14 protein-coding genes, 1 tRNA gene, 1 other RNA gene and 2 pseudogenes are annotated in these 16,525 nt (G+C 66.1%); 8 read left to right on the top strand and 10 right to left on the bottom strand.

Annotated features, from left to right (window positions below; translation table 11 throughout):
* Window positions 1-39 precede the first annotated feature (39 nt).
* Window positions 40-495 carry a MarR family winged helix-turn-helix transcriptional regulator gene (locus ACTJK0_RS15260; RefSeq protein ID WP_440745800.1) on the bottom strand — a complete coding sequence of 152 codons (456 nt, stop codon included), beginning with the start codon at window positions 493-495 and terminating at the stop codon, window positions 40-42.
* A gap of 138 nt (window positions 496-633) precedes the next feature.
* Between ACTJK0_RS15260 and ACTJK0_RS15265 the strand changes: the two genes are divergently transcribed.
* Window positions 634-876, top strand: a complete 243-nt coding sequence (locus tag ACTJK0_RS15265) for a hypothetical protein (protein WP_110544265.1) — start codon at window positions 634-636, stop codon at window positions 874-876.
* 134 nt (window positions 877-1,010) lie between these two features.
* On the top strand, window positions 1,011-1,226 hold the full coding sequence (locus tag ACTJK0_RS15270; RefSeq protein WP_110544267.1) for a hypothetical protein: 216 nt from the start codon (window positions 1,011-1,013) through the stop codon (window positions 1,224-1,226).
* Window positions 1,227-1,303: 77 nt separating this feature from the next.
* Here ACTJK0_RS15270 and ACTJK0_RS15275 read toward each other — a convergent pair whose 3' ends face one another.
* The 4 genes from ACTJK0_RS15275 to ffs all read right to left on the bottom strand — a co-directional run bounded on the left by ACTJK0_RS15275 (window position 1,304) and on the right by ffs (window position 7,232).
* Window positions 1,304-2,662 (bottom strand): aspartate kinase, encoded by a 1,359-nt coding sequence (locus ACTJK0_RS15275; protein WP_440745750.1) that lies wholly within the window; start codon window positions 2,660-2,662, stop codon window positions 1,304-1,306.
* Between the two features lie 232 nt (window positions 2,663-2,894).
* Complete coding sequence (gene recR, locus ACTJK0_RS15280; RefSeq protein ID WP_043448920.1) at window positions 2,895-3,494, bottom strand: recombination mediator RecR; 600 nt, start codon at window positions 3,492-3,494, stop codon at window positions 2,895-2,897.
* A gap of 95 nt (window positions 3,495-3,589) precedes the next feature.
* A complete protein-coding gene (locus ACTJK0_RS15285; protein WP_440745751.1) occupies window positions 3,590-7,114 on the bottom strand; it encodes a DNA polymerase III subunit gamma and tau in 3,525 nt (1,174 codons plus the stop codon).
* 21 nt (window positions 7,115-7,135) lie between these two features.
* An RNA gene (ffs, locus tag ACTJK0_RS15290) (signal recognition particle sRNA small type) lies at window positions 7,136-7,232 on the bottom strand.
* A 393-nt stretch (window positions 7,233-7,625) separates the two neighbouring features.
* On the opposite strand from ffs, the gene ACTJK0_RS15295 reads away from it, so the two are divergent.
* Window positions 7,626-7,713, top strand: a tRNA-Ser gene (locus ACTJK0_RS15295).
* 76 nt (window positions 7,714-7,789) lie between these two features.
* Here ACTJK0_RS15295 and ACTJK0_RS15300 read toward each other — a convergent pair.
* Window positions 7,790-8,725, bottom strand: a complete 936-nt coding sequence (locus ACTJK0_RS15300; protein WP_440745752.1) for an oxygenase MpaB family protein — start codon at window positions 8,723-8,725, stop codon at window positions 7,790-7,792.
* A 582-nt stretch (window positions 8,726-9,307) separates the two neighbouring features.
* Between ACTJK0_RS15300 and ACTJK0_RS15305 the strand changes: the two are divergent.
* A pseudogene (locus tag ACTJK0_RS15305) lies at window positions 9,308-9,613 on the top strand (M23 family metallopeptidase); the annotation flags it as partial.
* Window positions 9,614-9,825: 212 nt separating this feature from the next.
* On the opposite strand, the gene ACTJK0_RS15310 reads toward ACTJK0_RS15305, so the two are convergent.
* Window positions 9,826-10,275, bottom strand: a complete 450-nt coding sequence (locus ACTJK0_RS15310) for a hypothetical protein (RefSeq protein ID WP_440745803.1) — start codon at window positions 10,273-10,275, stop codon at window positions 9,826-9,828.
* Between the two features lie 127 nt (window positions 10,276-10,402).
* Between ACTJK0_RS15310 and ACTJK0_RS15315 the strand changes: the two are divergent.
* Window positions 10,403-10,916: pseudogene (locus tag ACTJK0_RS15315) on the top strand (glutathione peroxidase).
* Between the two features lie 159 nt (window positions 10,917-11,075).
* Window positions 11,076-12,005 (top strand): phosphodiesterase, encoded by a 930-nt coding sequence (locus tag ACTJK0_RS15320; protein ID WP_110544280.1) that lies wholly within the window; start codon window positions 11,076-11,078, stop codon window positions 12,003-12,005.
* A gap of 64 nt (window positions 12,006-12,069) precedes the next feature.
* Here ACTJK0_RS15320 and ACTJK0_RS15325 read toward each other — a convergent pair whose 3' ends face one another.
* Together ACTJK0_RS15325 and ACTJK0_RS15330 are read right to left on the bottom strand one after the other, a co-directional pair.
* Complete coding sequence (locus ACTJK0_RS15325) at window positions 12,070-13,707, bottom strand: stealth family protein (RefSeq protein ID WP_440745753.1); 1,638 nt, start codon at window positions 13,705-13,707, stop codon at window positions 12,070-12,072.
* An 84-nt stretch (window positions 13,708-13,791) separates the two neighbouring features.
* A complete protein-coding gene (locus ACTJK0_RS15330) occupies window positions 13,792-14,721 on the bottom strand; it encodes a hypothetical protein (protein ID WP_110544292.1) in 930 nt (309 codons plus the stop codon).
* Window positions 14,722-14,893: 172 nt separating this feature from the next.
* Between ACTJK0_RS15330 and ACTJK0_RS15335 the strand changes: the two genes are divergently transcribed.
* Window positions 14,894-15,193: a type II toxin-antitoxin system VapB family antitoxin gene (locus ACTJK0_RS15335; protein ID WP_181422479.1), complete on the top strand. Its 300-nt coding sequence runs from the start codon at window positions 14,894-14,896 to the stop codon at window positions 15,191-15,193.
* Window positions 15,186-15,848 (top strand): LytR C-terminal domain-containing protein, encoded by a 663-nt coding sequence (locus tag ACTJK0_RS15340; RefSeq protein ID WP_110544298.1) that lies wholly within the window; start codon window positions 15,186-15,188, stop codon window positions 15,846-15,848. The genes ACTJK0_RS15335 and ACTJK0_RS15340 overlap by 8 nt, the downstream gene beginning before the upstream one ends.
* 18 nt (window positions 15,849-15,866) lie before the next feature.
* On the opposite strand, the gene ACTJK0_RS15345 is transcribed toward ACTJK0_RS15340, so the two are convergent.
* Complete coding sequence (locus tag ACTJK0_RS15345) at window positions 15,867-16,517, bottom strand: TetR/AcrR family transcriptional regulator (protein ID WP_110544300.1); 651 nt, start codon at window positions 16,515-16,517, stop codon at window positions 15,867-15,869.
* Between the last annotated feature and the right edge of the window lie 8 nt (window positions 16,518-16,525).

Raw genomic sequence — 16,525 nt, forward strand, 5'->3', positions numbered from 1 at the left:
GGCCGACGCTTCCGGTATCCCGGGATTCCTGGCCGGTGCCTACGCGGACGTTGCAGCGATCAGCGCCGTCATGGATGCGTGCAGGTCAGCGACCTGTCCCCGGGTCAGCCCCAGACGCTCCATCATGGTCCCCGGCACCTGCAGCGCCTGCTGTCTCAGGGCGGCACCCTTGGGAGTGAGTTCGACGGCGAGTGCACGCTCGTTTCCGTCCATGCGTCGCCGCGTGATCAGCTCCGCCGCTTCCAGCCTGCGCAGGAGCGGGGAAATGGTGGCCGGCTCCTGGGCAAGGGCCTCGCTGATGTTCCGCACCGTCCGTGGGCTGTGTTCCCACAGGCAGAGCATCACCAGGTATTGAGGGTGCGTGAGGTTGAGTCTTTCAAGCACCGGCTTGTAGGCGCCAACAACGCTTCGGGCAGCCACCGTGAGGGCGAAGCAGAGCTGGTGTTCAAGCAGCAGGTCTTCCTCCTCCACTGCATCCTTCCCCGTCGCGTCCATCACCTCCGTGTGGTTCGCCTCCGCGTCCATTGCTGCTGCATCCGTTGCCGCTGTGGCGGTCATGATCCCTCCAACTGTTAGTGCACTAATCATTAGTGTACATTTGGTGTAGCGAATAGTGAGTGGAAGGAACCCTTCATGGCCAGGGACCGGTCGACGGACAAAGGCAATGCTTCCCAGCGCTTCATGCGTGCAACGGGCAAGCTCAGGGCCGTTTTCGGTCCCGCAAGCCGGACGGCGCTGGGGCATGACATGTCCGAGGACAACCGCCGGCTGCTGGCCCAGCGCCAGGCGGAGACCCAGCAGTGGGAGACCATCACCAGGCCTGACGGCAGTACCTACGTGGTGCCGAGGAACCCTGACGACCGCTCGCTGCGCTAGCAATTCCTTTCTGCACCTTTGCCGCCTGAATGCGCCGGCGCCTTTTTCCTGCCCCGGGCATAAAATGAGGGCACTGGCTCCTGCCGGAGCCCAGTGCGCTTTCGCCCGAGGATTCGGGAAGGGGGTGGAAAACAGTGGCACATGTCCTCAACAGTTTCATGGGCCTGACCGAGAGGCTCCGCTTCGTCTTCGGTCCTGCCACCCGGCTGGATGCTGATATGCCCGTGGTGCACAAACACGACGAATTCGAACAGGCTTCCGAAGAGGACCTCTCGCATTTCGTGGTCGAGACCGATTCAACCGGCCATCACTATGCAGTACGCCGCGAAGACCTGGAACGCGAAAGCTGACAGTCCAGGCCTCTTCCGGAACCAAGAAAGCCGGGCTGCCCTTCCTGAGGAAAAGGCAGCCCGGCTTTTTGATGCGCCTAGCGGCCGGTGCCGCCGTAGACGGTAGCTTCGCTTTCGGTGTCCAGCCCAAACGCCTTGTGGATCACGCGGACAGCCTCGTCAAGCAGGTCGGCGTGGGTCACCACCGAGATGCGGATCTCCGAAGTGGAAATCATGTTGATGTTGATACCGGCGTCAGACAGCGCCTTGAAGAAGGTGGCGGAGACGCCGGGGTGGGAACGCATACCCGCGCCGATCAGGGAGAGCTTGCCGATCTGCTCGTTGTATTCGATGGTTTCGAAGCCGATCTGGTCCTGGGCTGCGTGGAGGGCGGCCAGGGCGTCGGCGCCTTCCACGATGGGCAGCGTAAAGGAGATGTCCGTCTTGCCTGTGCCGTGGGTGGACACGTTCTGGACGATCATGTCGATGTTCGAGTGGGCGTCGGCGATGACCTGGAAGATTGCGGCGGCCTTGCCGGGGATGTCGGGGACGCCGACCACGGTTACTTTCGCTTCGGAACGGTCATGCGCAACGCCGGAGATGATTGGCTGCTCCAAGGCAACTCCCTCTTGAGTGGTGATCTTGTCGTCGGCGCTGGGAATGACCCAGGTGCCTTCATGCTGGCTGAATGAGGAACGTACGTGCAGCGGGACGCCGAACCTACGGGCGTATTCCACGCAGCGCAGGTGGAGGATCTTGGCGCCCGAGGCGGCCAGTTCCAGCATTTCCTCACTGGAGATGGTCTCGATCTTCTGGGCTGACGGAACCACCCTCGGATCCGCGGTGAAGATGCCGTCCACGTCCGTATAGATCTCGCAGACATCCGCTTCGAGGGCCGCCGCCAGCGCCACTGCGGTGGTGTCGGAACCGCCGCGGCCCAGCGTGGTGATTTCATTGGTGGTCCGGCTCATGCCCTGGAAACCTGCCACGATGGCGATGTTGCCCTTGTCCAGGGCGGTGCGGATACGGTGCGGGTCGACGTCGATAATCCGGGCCTTGCCGTGGATGCCGTCGGTGATCATGCCCGCCTGCGATCCGGTAAAGGACTGCGCGGACGCGCCGAGCTTGTTGATGGCCATGGCCAGCAGCGCCATGGAGATACGCTCGCCTGCGGAGAGGAGCATGTCCATCTCGCGGGCGGGGGCGGAATCGGTCACCTGGGCAGCGAGGTCCAGGAGTTCATCAGTGGTGTCGCCCATGGCCGAAACCACAACCACAACCTCGTTGCCGGCGTCCTGGGCATCGACCACACGCTTTGCCACACGCTTGATCCCGTCAGCGTCCGCAACGGAGGAGCCGCCGAATTTCTGCACGATGAGCTGTTTGGTCACCCCGCCCGAGGTGGATTCCACCCGGGGCTGGGTTGCGTTGTGCACTTCGGTAGTGGGCGTACTCATGCGCGTACCTTCGTTGGATCAATTGGAGTTCTGGAGGCCAGGCAGCCTTACGCCGGGACGGCGCGGCTTTCCTCCGACAGTTTATCGCCGCGCCCAGAGCCGCGCTGAATTGTGACCACATACCGGCCACGGCCTGCCCTTGCCGGCTGGGCGGAGCCGTCCGCGCTGCCGGCGCCCCATCTTCAACGGGATAATTCAGCCCTGCCGGTGCCTGTCGCTAACGACCGTGGCGTCAGGCCAGGGCATTCCGGCGGCCTTCGAAGGCGCGGCCCAGGGTCACTTCGTCCGCATATTCGAGGTCGCCGCCCACCGGCAGGCCGGACGCCAGGCGGGTGACCGCAATGCCGATGGTCTTCAGCATCCTGGCCAGATAGGTGGCCGTTGCCTCACCTTCCAGGTTGGGGTCGGTGGCGATGATGACTTCCTGGATCTCGCCGTCGTTCAACCTGGTGAGCAGTTCGCGGATCCGCAACTGCTCCGGACCCACACCGGCGATGGGATTGATGGCGCCGCCCAGCACGTGGTAGCGGCCCCGGAAGGACCGGGTCCGCTCAACAGCGAGGACGTCTTTAGACTCCTCTACGACGCAAATGACAGCGGGGTCGCGGCGGGGATCGCGGCAGATGTTGCACAACTCCTGCTCCGTGACGTTGCCGCAGACGGTACAGAATTTGACCCGTTCCTTGACGGTGGTGATCGCCTCAACCAGGCGCTTCATGTCCTGCGGGTCAGCTTCAAGGATGTGGAACGCCAGCCGCTGTGCGGACTTGGGGCCCACCCCCGGAAGGCGTCCGAGCTCGTCAATAAGCTCCTGGACTGCACCTTCGTACACGTTTCCCTCTTTAGCTTGGTGTGGATGGCGGGTGGAACAAAATGGCGGGTTGAGCGCCGGGACGGCTCGTCAGGCCTTCAGGGGCGCGCCGCCCCTCAATAGCGCGGCGGAATCGGGCTTCCGTCCAGCGACCGCTCTTCGATCAACTTTCCACCGAGAATGCGTTCCACGGCCGCGCGGCCGAACACGCCCGATTCCTCGATCGTCTCATCGTCCGCGCTCGGGATGTCCTGGATGAAGGCACTGGGTGCAGCAACGGTCCTCGCGGGCGCCTGGGCCCGGCCTGCTTCGGCCTCCGGGCTGTTGGACAGCCGCTGGTAGAGGCTCTGCCGTGACTCCGTCCGCACGGCCGCCGGCGCAGGGGCCGGCGACTGGGGACGGGCGGGGGCAGCTGTAGTGGCGGCAGGCGCAGTGGGCATAGCTGCGGCGGGCGCGGTGGAGGCCATGGCGAATTCGGGTGCCGGGGACCGCTCCGGGGATGCAGCCTGGAAACTTCCCCCGGCCGGGCTAGTGCCGGAACCGCTGGCGGTGCCAGGCCCCCAGGCTTTCCCCGCAACAGGGGCAGGGGCCGCTGCGGCCACGGGAATGGATGGCTGCGGCACCTGAGCCGTGGCGGGCGCGTAGTGGGGAACCGTTCCCTGTGTTCCGATGTTGTCAGCTGCCGCCGCAGGCGCGGGCTTGGCGTCTACGTTGCTTTTGTCGCCAACCACCCATACACCGGGGGCCTGTTCCACGGCCCGTGACCAAGGGTCGTGTGGGGTGCCGGCAGGCGGTGCGGCGGGCCCGGCAGTGCTGGCCGTTTTTGGACCACTCGTTACAGTCCCGTGGCTGGGTGACACTGCACCATTGCTGCCGCTGGCGCTGCCCGTCGCGGGGGAAGCATCAGGGGAAGCTGCCCCTGGCCGGTTCGCTGGACGAGCGGAGGGCTCCCAGTCCATGGGAGGTTCCTCATCCAGCGGGGGAGCGTCCTCGTCCCGCGGCGGGCCCCAGTCGTCATCCGAATACGAGTAGTCGCCCCCGGCCGGCGGATATGGGGGCTGCCCGGCGTCCGCGCCGGCGTTGGCCGGGGTTTCCAGGCCCTGTCCGGCCGGCCGGGCAGGTGCAGCGCCAACAGCAGGTGCAGCTGACAGGCTGGCGGCAACAGCGGAGCTGCCGGAATGTCCGGCACCGGCAGAACCTAGTGTCTTTCCCGCGACGGCGGAGTTCCCGGCAGCAGTGGAACCGCCAGGGCCGGCCGAGCCGCCGGCAACTGCGGAGCTCCCGGCCGAGATGCCTGTCCCGGCCTGGGCAGCCTGTCCCTGGGCCGGTTGGGCTGGTTGGGCGGGTTCGGCAGGTGCGGGGGCAAGCCCCCACGCAACGTCAGCCGAAGTTGCCTGGACTACCGGGCTGGCGGGTGCTTTTGGGTTTGGCTCAGAGCTCGCCTGGCTTGCGCCGCCGGCCACCGCATGGATCTGGCAGTCGATGCCAACGGTCTTGTGGATGGCTTGGCGCAGGTTGTCCGAGTGGTCGGCCCGGCCAAAAGCCCCGGCAAGTCCCTGGGTGGTAAAGGACAGCGTCAGCACCGTGCCGTCGAAAGCGCTGACCTGTGCATTGGGCTCGACAAGGGCCCAGGTGCTGCGCTTGATCTTGGTCAGGGCCTGGAGGACGTCGGGCCAGGCCCTCCGAAGGACCTCCACATCGCCCATGGCCGGGGGAGCCGCAGGACTGGACCCGGCAGGCACCTGCTGGGTGGGGCCAGGCGCCTGCGAAGCGGGTGCCTGTGGACCGGACGCTTGCTGGCCCGCCGCCTGGTGCGCAGATGCCTGCTGTGCAGATGCCTGCTGTGCAGGGGCTGCGGAGGCATCCGAGGCCGGCGGCACGGGCGCGTCGCCGGAAGTCTCCCGGTTCCCACCTGGCTGCGGCGCCGTGCTCGCTGTGCTCGGTTGGGGTGCCGCACTGGATTGCGGGGCCGCATTGGCTTGGGGCGCTGCCTGGTTGTTGACTGCGGCGGCAGGAGCCTGCTCCGCGCGCGGGCGGCCGGGTTCTTCCACCGGCCAGTCGTTGGTGCTTACCCGCGGCGGCGTGAGCGAACCCCGGGGACCAGCAGCATCCGGGGTAACGTCCCGGTCAGTGGCGGCCTCCAAAGGTGCCTGGGCGGAAGCAGCCGCTGCAGCAGGTGCCTGGGAGGCCGGTTGGGGTGCGGCCGGTGCCTGGGCCACCGGTTGGGGTGCGGCCGGGCCGTCAGATGCCGGAGCCTTCGCAACACTGCCCTGCTCGGGACGGGGAGCAGCAGGGGCCCGTTCGGGGGCAGGGCGGGATCCTCGTGAGGAGGTGCCGGGCGTTTCGGCAGGAGCCGTTGCGGGGACTGCTCCCGCCGGGACTGCTCCCGCCGGGACTGCTCCCGCGGGCACTGCCGCTGCGGGAGCGCCGACGTCGTTCCCTGCATAGTTCAGCCGCCGCTCCACCCGGTCGATGCGTGCCGCGATGCCGCGCTCATTCTGTTCGGAGCTGGGCAGCAGGATCCGGGCGCACAGCAGTTCCAGGTGCAGGCGGGGGGACGTGGCACCGGTCATCTCCGTCAGGGCGGTGTTGGTGACATCCGCGGCCCGGGACAGTTCCGCGGCGCCGAGGTTGTGGGCCTGGTTCTGGAGGCGGGCAATCTGGTCCGCCGGCATGCCGCGCAGGATGGCGTGGGCGCTCTCCGGCATGGCCTGGACGATGATCAGGTCCCGGAACCGCTCCAGCAGGTCCTCAACGAAGCGGCGGGGGTCGTGCCCGGTCTGGATGACCCGGTCCACGGCGCGGAAAACGGTGGCGGCATCGGACGCGGCAATGGCTTCCACGACGTCGTCCAGCAGTGAGGCGTGCGTGTAGCCCAGCAGGGCGACCGCGAGCTCATAGTCCAGCCCGCCGGGTCCTGCGCCTGCCATGAGCTGGTCCAGGACGGAGAGCGAGTCGCGTACGGAACCGCCACCTGCCCGGATGACCAGCGAGAGGACGCCGGGGGCCACGGGAACGTTCTCCTGCCGGCACAGGAGCTCCAGGTAGGCCATCAGGGGCTCGGGCGGCACCAGCCGGAACGGGTAGTGGTGCGTCCGTGACCGGATGGTTCCGATGACCTTATCCGGCTCCGTGGTGGCGAAGATGAATTTGATGTGTTCCGGCGGTTCCTCCACGATCTTCAGCAGGGCGTTGAACCCAGCTGAGGTGACCATGTGGGCCTCATCGATGATGAAGATCTTGTAGCGGTCCCGTACGGGTGCAAAGGTGGCCCGTTCCCGCAGGTCCCGGGCATCGTCCACACCGCCGTGGCTGGCAGCGTCAATCTCGATGACGTCCAGCGACCCGGAGCCGCCGCGCGCCAGCTCCACGCAGCTTGGGCAGGTTCCGCAGGGCGTGTCCGTCGGCCCCTGGGCACAGTTGAGGCAGCGGGCCAGAATGCGGGCGGAAGTGGTCTTGCCGCAGCCCCTGGGACCCGAAAAAAGGTAGGCGTGGTTCACGCGGTTCTTCCGCAGGGCCGTCATCAGCGGCTCAGTGACATGCTCCTGTCCGATAACGTCAGCGAACGAGTCGGGACGGTATCTGCGGTACAGGGCGGTAGTAACTGTCACAGAGAAAACCCTACCAATCCGGGCTGACATCATGCCGCCCTGTGGGGGAATAGTAAAGACCCCCCATGCACCCGCCAGAGCCCGTCTACCCTTGCTACCTTCCGGTCCTGGGGGAGTTCAACAGGATGACGCCACATGAGGGGCCGTCAGATACTTTACCCGATCATCCGGCGCGACTCGAATCGGCCCTCGCTCCTGCCGCCCGCCTGCGAATGGGTGCGGCGCACTTCCGGCAACCGGCATGTATCCCGGTTTTCATTGCTTATCCTTGCCGCAGCGACGATCATTGGGCTTGTACACCGATTGGGGCAATCTCAAGGTTGTGAGCTGCGTGGCCTGGCGTGAAGATCCGGACCCGGCAGCTCAACGGTGCAACAGGGAATGGGCGCGTTGGGGGCGTCCATTTTCCGATTAAGGCGAAGCGGCCGGCCAGGCGCGGCGGGCGGCGGTACGGGCGTGCAATAAGTGCCCCGTGAGGGCTAATTGGTCCATGCGGAAAAGTTCAGGTAGTCTAGTACCTGCTTTTGATTCAGAAGCAGTTGGAGAATTCGCCTAGCGGCCTATGGCGCACGCCTGGAACGCGTGTTGGGTTAACGCCCTCGGGGGTTCAAATCCCCCATTCTCCGCCAGTCAAGAAGCCGGTCCCGGTAAACCCGGGGCCGGCTTCCTGCATTTCTGCCCCACAGCTGGGCGGTGACGCCCAGGTCAGGCAAAGTCGGCAGCCGGTACGCCGAGCCGCCTCAGGCGCTTCCTCGCCGCCGCTTCGCTGGGCCCCATCCCCCTGCGGAGGCCGCCCAAGGCGAGATGCACGACGCCGAGCAAGACCTTTGTGGCCAACCTCACCGGCAGGGGGAAAGGCCCCAGCCGTGGGACAGACAGTCCCAGCATCCGGCGGTACCTGGGCTCCAGGCTGTACACGGCAGCGGCAAAGAGGATCCGGTAACCGGGCCTTAGCAGAGGGTGAAGCGGGGCGTTGCGGATGAACTCCACGGTTTCCCTGACGCGGTCGTCTGCCCGCAGCTCACCGCTCCGGTACCACCCGTCGAGCTGGCTGCGCATCTCCGCCTCTGTCAGCGGCGGTTCTTCCACCCCCATCAACTGCCCGGCTTGGGCCCACTCGCGGATGTAGGCGTCCGCGCCGCCGGGAATGGGCCCACCCCAGATCTTGTGCGCCGCAAGGAAGCCGTCCGTGAAGGCGATGTGGATCCAGCCGGCCAGCCCGGGATCGTTGGCACTGTAGGTGCGGACGCCGCCGTCGTTGTCCCTGTAGCTGCCCTGGACAGGCTCATGCAGATGCCTCACGCGCCTGGTTGCCTCCTGCGCGGCCGCCGTCGAGCCGTAGGTCACGGTGAAGATCCAACGGATGGTGTTGGCCAGCCGGCGCAGCGGATCCTCGCGGAAATTGGAGTGCTCGTGCACCCCCGCCAGTGCGCCCGGGTGGAGCGACTGCATCAGCAGCGTGCGGATTCCTCCAACGATGGGCGTCATGGAGCCGTGCACGGCCCACACCGCTGAACCTGGCAGGTGGTAGCCGGGATCGTCCCCTTCGGCCAGCTGCAACGTCCAGTCCGGCGGGGCGTCGGCCCTGCCCGAGAAGGTTTTCTTGATCTCGTCCCGCCATGTACGGAAGACATTGCGCATGAAACATTGTTGCCCATTTTGACCGGAGCAGTATTGACGCTGGTGACAGGGGAAATCCCCTAACGCCCCCATTGTCCGGAGATGGGGTTTCCAGGTCTGCGGTCCTGTGGTCCCATGGGGAATACCGTCGAGACACCGTGCGGCACGCCCCTTTGTGGAGTCAGTGTATTGGGCAAGAAATCCGTGCCCGGCAACAGAAGGCCGGGCAAGCGACCCTTACCCCCGCTTACCCGCGCCGTCGCTGCTGCCGGTGTCCTTGTTGCCTCCGTCTGCGCCGTCAATCTTTCCGCCGGTTCGCCAGACCACCTACGGATGGCCGCGTCCGTGGCCGGGCCGGGCGTCTCACAGGCAGGGACTCCAGCCGCAAGTTCCGGCGCGGGTAATCATCTGGATCTGCAAGGCGGAACTGCTCTTTCGGCCCCGGACGTGGCTGGTGCCGGCACCCTTCCGTCCGTCATCCTGTCCGATCCGCATGCCCCGCTGGCTTTCCCACGGACGTCCATCGGAAACGCAGGGCACGGCGATGTGGACCCTTTGGCCGTTGGACCCTCCATCGCGGACCGGCCGATGTCCGGTTTCCTGATGGCACCCCTGCAGGTCCTGACCCCCAGTTCACCCTTCGGTCCCAGGGTCAGCCCGCTCAGCGGTGCAGCGGGGGACTTCCACCTTGGCCAGGACTATGCCGCCGCCTGCGGCACACCGGTTTATGCCGCGGATTCGGGTGTTGTGCGGGCGGCTGGCTGGCACCCCTGGGGCGGCGGAAACCGGGTGGAGATCGACCACGGCGATGGCCTCATCACCACCTACAACCATCTCGAATCCATTGCCGTCCGCACCGGGGACAAGGTCCAGGCAGGGCAAGTCGTGGCGCGGGTGGGAACCACCGGCTGGTCCACCGGGTGCCATCTGCATTTCGAAACCATCCTGAATGGCCGCTACACCAACCCGTTGAGATGGACGTTCCTCCCGCTCCGCACACCCAACCAGGCGATACCGGGAGGAATGGTTTCCTACGCCTCCGGCCAGTTCTACGGTGGATGGATCAGCTGGACTATTCCACTCCAGATAGACCCGGACAGCGGATTCCCCGCGGCGGGGCTTCAGGCGTCGCCCCTCCCTCTCATCCCGGAGCAGTCCGCGGCGCCTTCCCCGTCCGAGGCGACAGACATGGTGCTTCCGCCGCCCAACGTGCAATTGACGACGACGGCACAGCCAGCGGCTGAACCTTCAGTCAGTGCCGCGTCGCCGTCGCCCTCGCCGGCTATTGCTGCGACGCCGACTGTGACTGCGTCGCCGACTCCGACTGCGACTGCTACTGCGTCGCCGACTCCGACGTCGACCGCGACTGCGGGTGCTTCGCCGACCCCGACTGCGACTGCTACTGCTTCGCCGACTCCGGCGGCGTCGGTTACTGCATCGCCGACGCCGACCGCGACTGCGTCGCCGACGCCGACCGCGACTGCGTCGCCGACCCCGACGGTTACTGCTACTGCTTCGCCGACTCCGACTCCGACGTCGACCGCGACTGCTACTGCGTCGCCGACTCCCACTGCGACTGCTTCGCCGACCCCGACTGCGACTGCCAGTGCGACTGCTTCGCCGACGCCGACCGAATCCGTGACCCCGTAATCTTCATCCCGGACCCGTACGCCGGGCGCTTGGCAACGAACTTACGGTATGAACAATTTTTCGCAGCTGCGCCGCCCGCGTCCCCTGTACCCGATCCCGCTGATCCTCAACGACGGGACCAGGACCAGTTTCGGGCAATTCAAAGGAAAAGTGGTTCTGGTGGTCAACGTGGCCTCCAACTGTGGCTTCACCGGGCAGTACGCCGGACTGGAGGGCCCTCTACGGCAAGTTCAAGGACCGTGGATTCGAGGTGCTGGGGGTGCCGTGCAACCAGTTCGCGGGCCAGGAGCCGGGCACGGACAGCGAAATCGCGGACTTCTGTGAACGGAACTTCGGGGTCACCTTCCCGCTGACGGCCAAAACGGACGTCCGCGGCAGGAACCAGCACCTGCTGTACACCGAACTCACCAAGTTCAAGACCGGACTGCTGCCAGGGCTGGTGAAGTGGAATTTCGAGAAGTTTTTGGTCAACCGGGAAGGGGAGGTGGTGGCTCGGTTTGCCCCGACCGCGGGGCCGGATTCCGCCGAGGTCATCGACGCGATTGAAGAAGCACTCGGGTAAACGCGTTCTCAGCGAATCAGATCTGCAAAAGCGCAGTTCTTCCAACTTTTTCCACATCAGCTCCGGCGATTTACCCCATGTTTGCCAAATGTCTGATTGGATAAATATTACTGAAGGGTACAAGGGAAGAGAGCCTTCCCACCAACCATAGAGGTAGCAATGGAGCACATCGAGGCCGAGCATCCCCGGCCACGCCACTTCCTACTCCACCTGAGCGATCCCCACCTGTTGGGAGGTCCGGACCCCCTCTACGGATCAGTCGACAGCGAAGCCAGGCTCATCCAACTTTTCGACGAAGTCAAAGCGTCGGGGGCCAAGCCTGAAGCCGTGATTTTCACCGGTGACCTCGCTGACAAGGGCGATCCGGAAGCCTATGTAAAGCTCCGCGCCATCGTCGATCCTGCCTGCAAGGAACTCGGCGCCCAGGTCATCTGGGCCATGGGCAACCACGATGACCGGGCGAATTTCCGGCGGGGGCTGCTCGACCAGCCTGGCAGTGACGAGCCGGTGGACCACAGCTACTTCATCAACGGGCTGCGCGTCATCACCCTGGACACCACCGTGCCTGGCTTCCACCACGGTGAACTGAGTGCGGCGCAACTGGAATGGCTCGCGGGGCAGTTGGAGACCCCTGCGCCGGACGGGACCATCCTGGCCCTGCACCACCCGCCGGTACCGTCCGTGCTGGACCTTTCGGTGTTGGTGGAACTGCGCGACCAGGCGTCGCTGGCGGCCGTGGTCCGCAACTCGGATGTCCGCACCATCCTGGCAGGCCACCTGCACTACTCCACCACCGCCAGCTTCGCCGGAGTTCCCGTGTCCGTTGCCTCCGCGTCCTGCTACACCCAGGACCTCAACGTACCGGTGGGAGGCACCCGCGGGCAGGACGGTGGACAAGCTTTCAACCTGGTGCACGTGTATGAGCACACCATCGTGCACTCCGTGGTGCCGATGGGCAGTGCCCCCACCGTTGGCGAGTATGTATCGCCCGAGGAAACCGCCCGGCGGCTTGAGGCTGCCGGCATCCGGATCCCCGAGACCACCAAGCAGCGCGGCAACTCCAAGCTCGGGGCGTCCACGGGCCGCTAGGGCTGCTGACGCAAGGAGAGCCGGTCCTTTTGCAGGGCCGGCTCTCAACGCGTGGGCTGGACGGCTACTTCTCCCAGGGTGCCTTGATGGGGAAGTACCGCTCCAGGAAGTCCGTCACGACGTCGGCTCGCTCGTCTGCGCTGACTTCCGGGAAGCTGCCGTCGTTCAGGCAGAAGAAGTCCATGTTCCGCTTGGCAAGCAGCTTGGGCAGGTACTTCAGTCCGGAGCGCATCGTGGTGTCCACGTAGCGCACCTTGGCGGCTGTCTGCGTGACGGCGCGGCCGGTGAGCAGCGCGTAGTAGTGGTAGAACGAGTTGGTCACGGAGATGTTGTCGGCCGCACGGAACCGGCTGGCCGCAGTCTTGCGGAACTCCTCAGGGAACTCCTCCTCCATCTGCGCCACCAGGCTGCGGCGCAGGGGCGCAGCGGTGTGCTCCAGGTGGCGGGTGGTGATCCGGCCAAACCGGTTCCACAGGAGCTTGCGGTTAACACGGGCGGCATTCTCGAACCCGCTCCGCTCGGCGTCGTTCTCGCCCAGGCCAATCCTGGTTTCCGCCTCGATGAACTTGGTGATGCCGCCGGGGGTAAAGAACATGTCCGGCCCCACGGGCCGGCCAAAGAACATATCGTCATTCGAATACAGGAAGTGCTCGGACAAACCCTCAATGTGGTGCAGTTGGCACTCCACCGCCTGGGAGTTGTGGGTGGGCAGCACTGACGGATCGGCAAAGAACTCTTCGCTGCGGACGATGGTGACGGACGGGTGGTCCGCCAGCCACGCGGGCGCGGGCGAGTCTGTGGCGATGAAGATGCGGCGCACCCAGGGCGCGAACATGTACACGGACCGCAGGGCGTACTTGAGTTCGTTGATCTGCCGGAACCGTGCTTCGTGGTCGTCGCCCTCGCCCAGGACGTGTCCCTGTTGCTGGGCCCGGCGGGCAGCGATGTATTCGGGTGAGCTTCCGTCCACCCAGGAGAAGACCATGTCGATGTCGAAGCTGATATCGCTTGCGTGGTCGGCGAACATGTTCTCGATGGTGGGCCAGGTGTGCCCGTAGCGTTCCACGGTGCCGCGGACGGCGTCCTGCCGCAGCAGGGTCCTGCGGGTCAGGGAGTTTTCGATCGGAAGGATGAGCTGTTCGCCCTCGAAGGACCACAGCTCAATTTGGACGCCGGCGGAAGCGCCGAACTCGAAACCACCCACCGGCTCCACCCTCGGCCGGTACAGCCGGAAGATGCGTCCCTGCCGGTTGGGGGACAGTTCGCCGTCCGCCACCAACACGGATGTCTTTTTCTTCGCGTCCACGGTCATGGAGTAGAAGGGCTCTTCCCGGCACGCCTCCACCAGGGCAGCCCGGAGTTTCTTCCGGTCCTTCCAGTCCAGGGCAAGGACGGGACGGTCGTTGTTGCCCCGGACCAGCAGGTACGCAAGGTTGGCGTTCGCCAGGACATTGCGCATGAACAGCAGGTCCTCCACCATGGCCTGGTAGGGCGTCCTGGTGTCATTGATCAGGGCGTACCGGCCCTTGTGCCGGATGACATCGGGACGGTGGCTGAGCCGCTGCTCAGCCGCCGCCGATGTGATCTCGGCGTGAAATTGTTCCTCCACGGACGCCTGGCCGCCGTAGTAGACCTCGTCCTGGACCGGTGCTTCTGTAATGGTTGTCTCCGTGCTGGTGGATGTGGGCAGTCTTACCTGCATGATAGTCCTGCCAAGATAACGGCAGGTTTCCGGGGCCATGCTGGCGCCCCGTGGTGGCTTGTACGACGGCGGCCCGGCAGGGGCTCAGGCGTCCAGGGCCTCACGCCAGGCGCGCAGGAAGGCGCCGCCGGCGTCGTCGTGGATCACTGTGCCGTCCAGCCCCAGGTCCGCCGCCGTCAGCACCGGGTAGGGCTTGATGGGCACACCGTCCGCCGGCCGCACGTCCACGTGCTTCACCGGGTGGTCGTTGTGGTGCAGCCAGTCCGCCATGGCGTAGTCGGTGCGCGAGTCTCCGACCGTCCGCCACGCCTGGGGCGTGATGCCCTGGGCCGCCAGGAGCTCCACCGCCCGGCTGGCACCGAGGTCCTTGCCCAGCCGCACGGACTCGATGTCCGTGGAGATGATGGTGGGGTCCACGCGGTAGTCCACCTCGTCGTCGGAATTGGGGGCGTGGTGGTCCAGCCGCACTACGCCCAGCCCGTGGCGGACCATGAGTTCCATGGCGTCGGCGTCGAACAGTTTCTGCTCGGCCAGGTAGTCGGCACTGGGCACCTCGATGTGCTGTTCCACCGACACCATGGCCCGCTTGGTCTCGTCGAAGAACATGTGGGCGGCGTAGTCCTCGGCCACCAGCCTGCGGATGTCATCCCCGTACGCCGCCGGAACGGCGAGTTCCCGGTCCACATGGACGGGGCCGGGCCCGGCCGCCGTGTAGCTGAACCAGACCGCACCCTTCTCGCAGACGGCATGGATGACGGTGCCAGCCGGGATGCCTGCCGCGATCATTGGCTTCATGACCTGTTCCCGGATGAAGGCGTCCGAGCGGCCGGTGTTGAAGATGACGGGAATTCCCGCAGCCGCAAGGGCCACCAGGTCAAGGATGATGTCCGGCTTGACGTCCCGGGTCACCGGGCTGGCCACCGGCCCGTCCACGTCGAGCAGGAGCGCCAGCGGCGGTGCGGACGGCAGGCGGATTCCGGGCGCGGGCACGGCAGGGGACTCGGATGCTGTCATGGCTCCATTCTGTCAGCAGGATTGCGCGCTCCAGTGCGGCGCGCAACATGGCCCGCCCCCAGTCCCCGTCGGCCGGGCATCGGTCAGCCGTGTTGGTCACTGTTTGGCTACAACCTGCCGCCGGTCACCCCTGCTACTTTCGCTGGAGCAACGCGGTGCCTACTGTGGCATGGTGATATTCAAAGCTGTGGGCGAGGGCCGCCCTTACCCCGACCATGGTTACAACACCCCAAAACAATGGGCGTCGCTGCCCCCGCGGCCCGTCCGGCTCGACGAGCTGGTCACCACCAAGCGCACCCTGGACCTGGAAGCCCTGCTGGCGGAGGATTCCACGTTCTTCGGGGACCTGTTCCCGCATGTGGTGCAGTACCAGGGGACCCTCTACCTGGAGGACGGGCTGCACCGTGCAGTCCGCACCGCCCTGCACCAGCGCACCGCAATCCACGCCCGGGTCCTGGTGCTCGATGGCTAGGACGCGGACGAAGGACCCCGGAATCCTTCACGGCCACCACGTTGTCTCCGGCGCTGAGCTTCGGGCGGCCATGGCGGCTGCCCGGGACGCCGATGAAACGGCGCGTGTCCGCCGCCGGGTGCTGCACGGGGCGGTGCTGGTCCTGCTGGTCGGCTTGATTGCTGCCGGTATCATCGTGGCGCTTGCCGTCATCAACGGGCGCCTGAAGATCCCGTCTGCCGAGCCCGCCCCCACGCCGGTGTCCTCGTGCCCGGCCTCGACGTTCGACTACACACCCACCGACAAGGTCAACGTCAACGTCTTCAACTCCACCAGCCGTGCCGGCCTGGCCCGCTCGGTGGCGGATGAACTGCTGGCGCGGAAGTTCGTGGTGGGAAACGTGTCCAACACCAGCCCCGGTTACCGGGGCGTGGCCGCCGTGGTGTCGGGCCCTGCCGGCCAGGCTGCCGCGTTTACGGTGCAGCGTAACCTGCAGGGTTCTGACTACTTCCAGGACGGCAGGAACGACGCCAGCGTTGACGTGATCCTGTCCCAGGACTACACAGCGCTGGTCCCGCCCGAACTGGTGGACCAGACGCCCGGGAAACTCAGCTGCCCCCGGGAAAGCCGGCGCACGGCGGACACTGACAAACTGCCTGTCACGCCGGTGTCCTGACTGCCGGGCGGCAGGGGCTTACCCGGCCGCCGCGGGAAGCTGCGCCACGCGAAGGGGCCGGCCGTCGTCGTCGAACCTTGCGCCGGCACCCAGCTGGATGAAACGCACCGTCCTGGCCACGCGGGCTTCCAGCTCCGCAGGCTCGTCGCTGCCCCTCGCGGCGCTGGAGGACAGGGTGCCCAGGATCAATTGGGACTGCTGGCCCACGTCCGCCACCGGCAGGTAGCCCTGCTCCATGCCGTCACGCAGGATGCCCTGGAGCAGGACGCTGAGCTCACCGACGTGGTCCGAAAGCTTGGCAAAGGACGACGGCGAGAGCACCGCCCCCATGGCAGGTCCCGGCGGGAGGTGGCGGCGGCTGAGGTCAACCACCTGGGCGCGGACGTACAGGGCCAGCCGCTCCACCGGGTTTTCCAGCCGGTTCAGCGATTCGCGCAGGTCGGAGAGGAACTTCTCCGTCTCGTCCAGCGCATAGGAAATGAGGAGTTCCTCAATGTCCGCGTAGTAGTTGTAGACGGCGGTGCGGCCAATTCCCGCATGCCGCGCCACGTCCGTCATGGTCAGGCCTGGAAGTCCGTGGGTGAAGAGGAGCTCACCGAACGCCGTGAGAATGCGTCGCTGGGTATCCGCACGCTGTTCGGCGTTGCTGGCGGCTGTAATCCGGGGCATACAGACAC

Origin of the sequence: Paenarthrobacter sp. 22069 (genome assembly GCF_052046035.1) — a bacterium.
Classification (GTDB): Bacteria; Actinomycetota; Actinomycetes; order Actinomycetales; family Micrococcaceae; genus Arthrobacter.

Bases quoted from the DNA above. Each gene is read 5' to 3' on its own strand.
- ACTJK0_RS15285 (WP_440745751.1), bottom strand. From the start codon at position 7,114: ATGTCAGCCCGGATTGGTAGGGTTTTCTCTGTGACAGTTACTACCGCC.
- ACTJK0_RS15275 (WP_440745750.1), bottom strand. From the start codon at position 2,662: ATGAGTACGCCCACTACCGAAGTGCACAACGCAACCCAGCCCCGGGTG.
- ACTJK0_RS15345 (WP_110544300.1), bottom strand. From the start codon at position 16,517: ATGCCCCGGATTACAGCCGCCAGCAACGCCGAACAGCGTGCGGATACC.
- ACTJK0_RS15260 (WP_440745800.1), bottom strand. From the start codon at position 495: ATGGACGCGACGGGGAAGGATGCAGTGGAGGAGGAAGACCTGCTGCTT.
- ACTJK0_RS15325 (WP_440745753.1), bottom strand. From the start codon at position 13,707: ATGCAGGTAAGACTGCCCACATCCACCAGCACGGAGACAACCATTACA.
- ACTJK0_RS15265 (WP_110544265.1), top strand. From the start codon at position 634: ATGGCCAGGGACCGGTCGACGGACAAAGGCAATGCTTCCCAGCGCTTC.
- ACTJK0_RS15300 (WP_440745752.1), bottom strand. From the start codon at position 8,725: ATGCGCAATGTCTTCCGTACATGGCGGGACGAGATCAAGAAAACCTTC.
- ACTJK0_RS15320 (WP_110544280.1), top strand. From the start codon at position 11,076: ATGGAGCACATCGAGGCCGAGCATCCCCGGCCACGCCACTTCCTACTC.
- ACTJK0_RS15330 (WP_110544292.1), bottom strand. From the start codon at position 14,721: ATGACAGCATCCGAGTCCCCTGCCGTGCCCGCGCCCGGAATCCGCCTG.
- ACTJK0_RS15340 (WP_110544298.1), top strand. From the start codon at position 15,186: ATGGCTAGGACGCGGACGAAGGACCCCGGAATCCTTCACGGCCACCAC.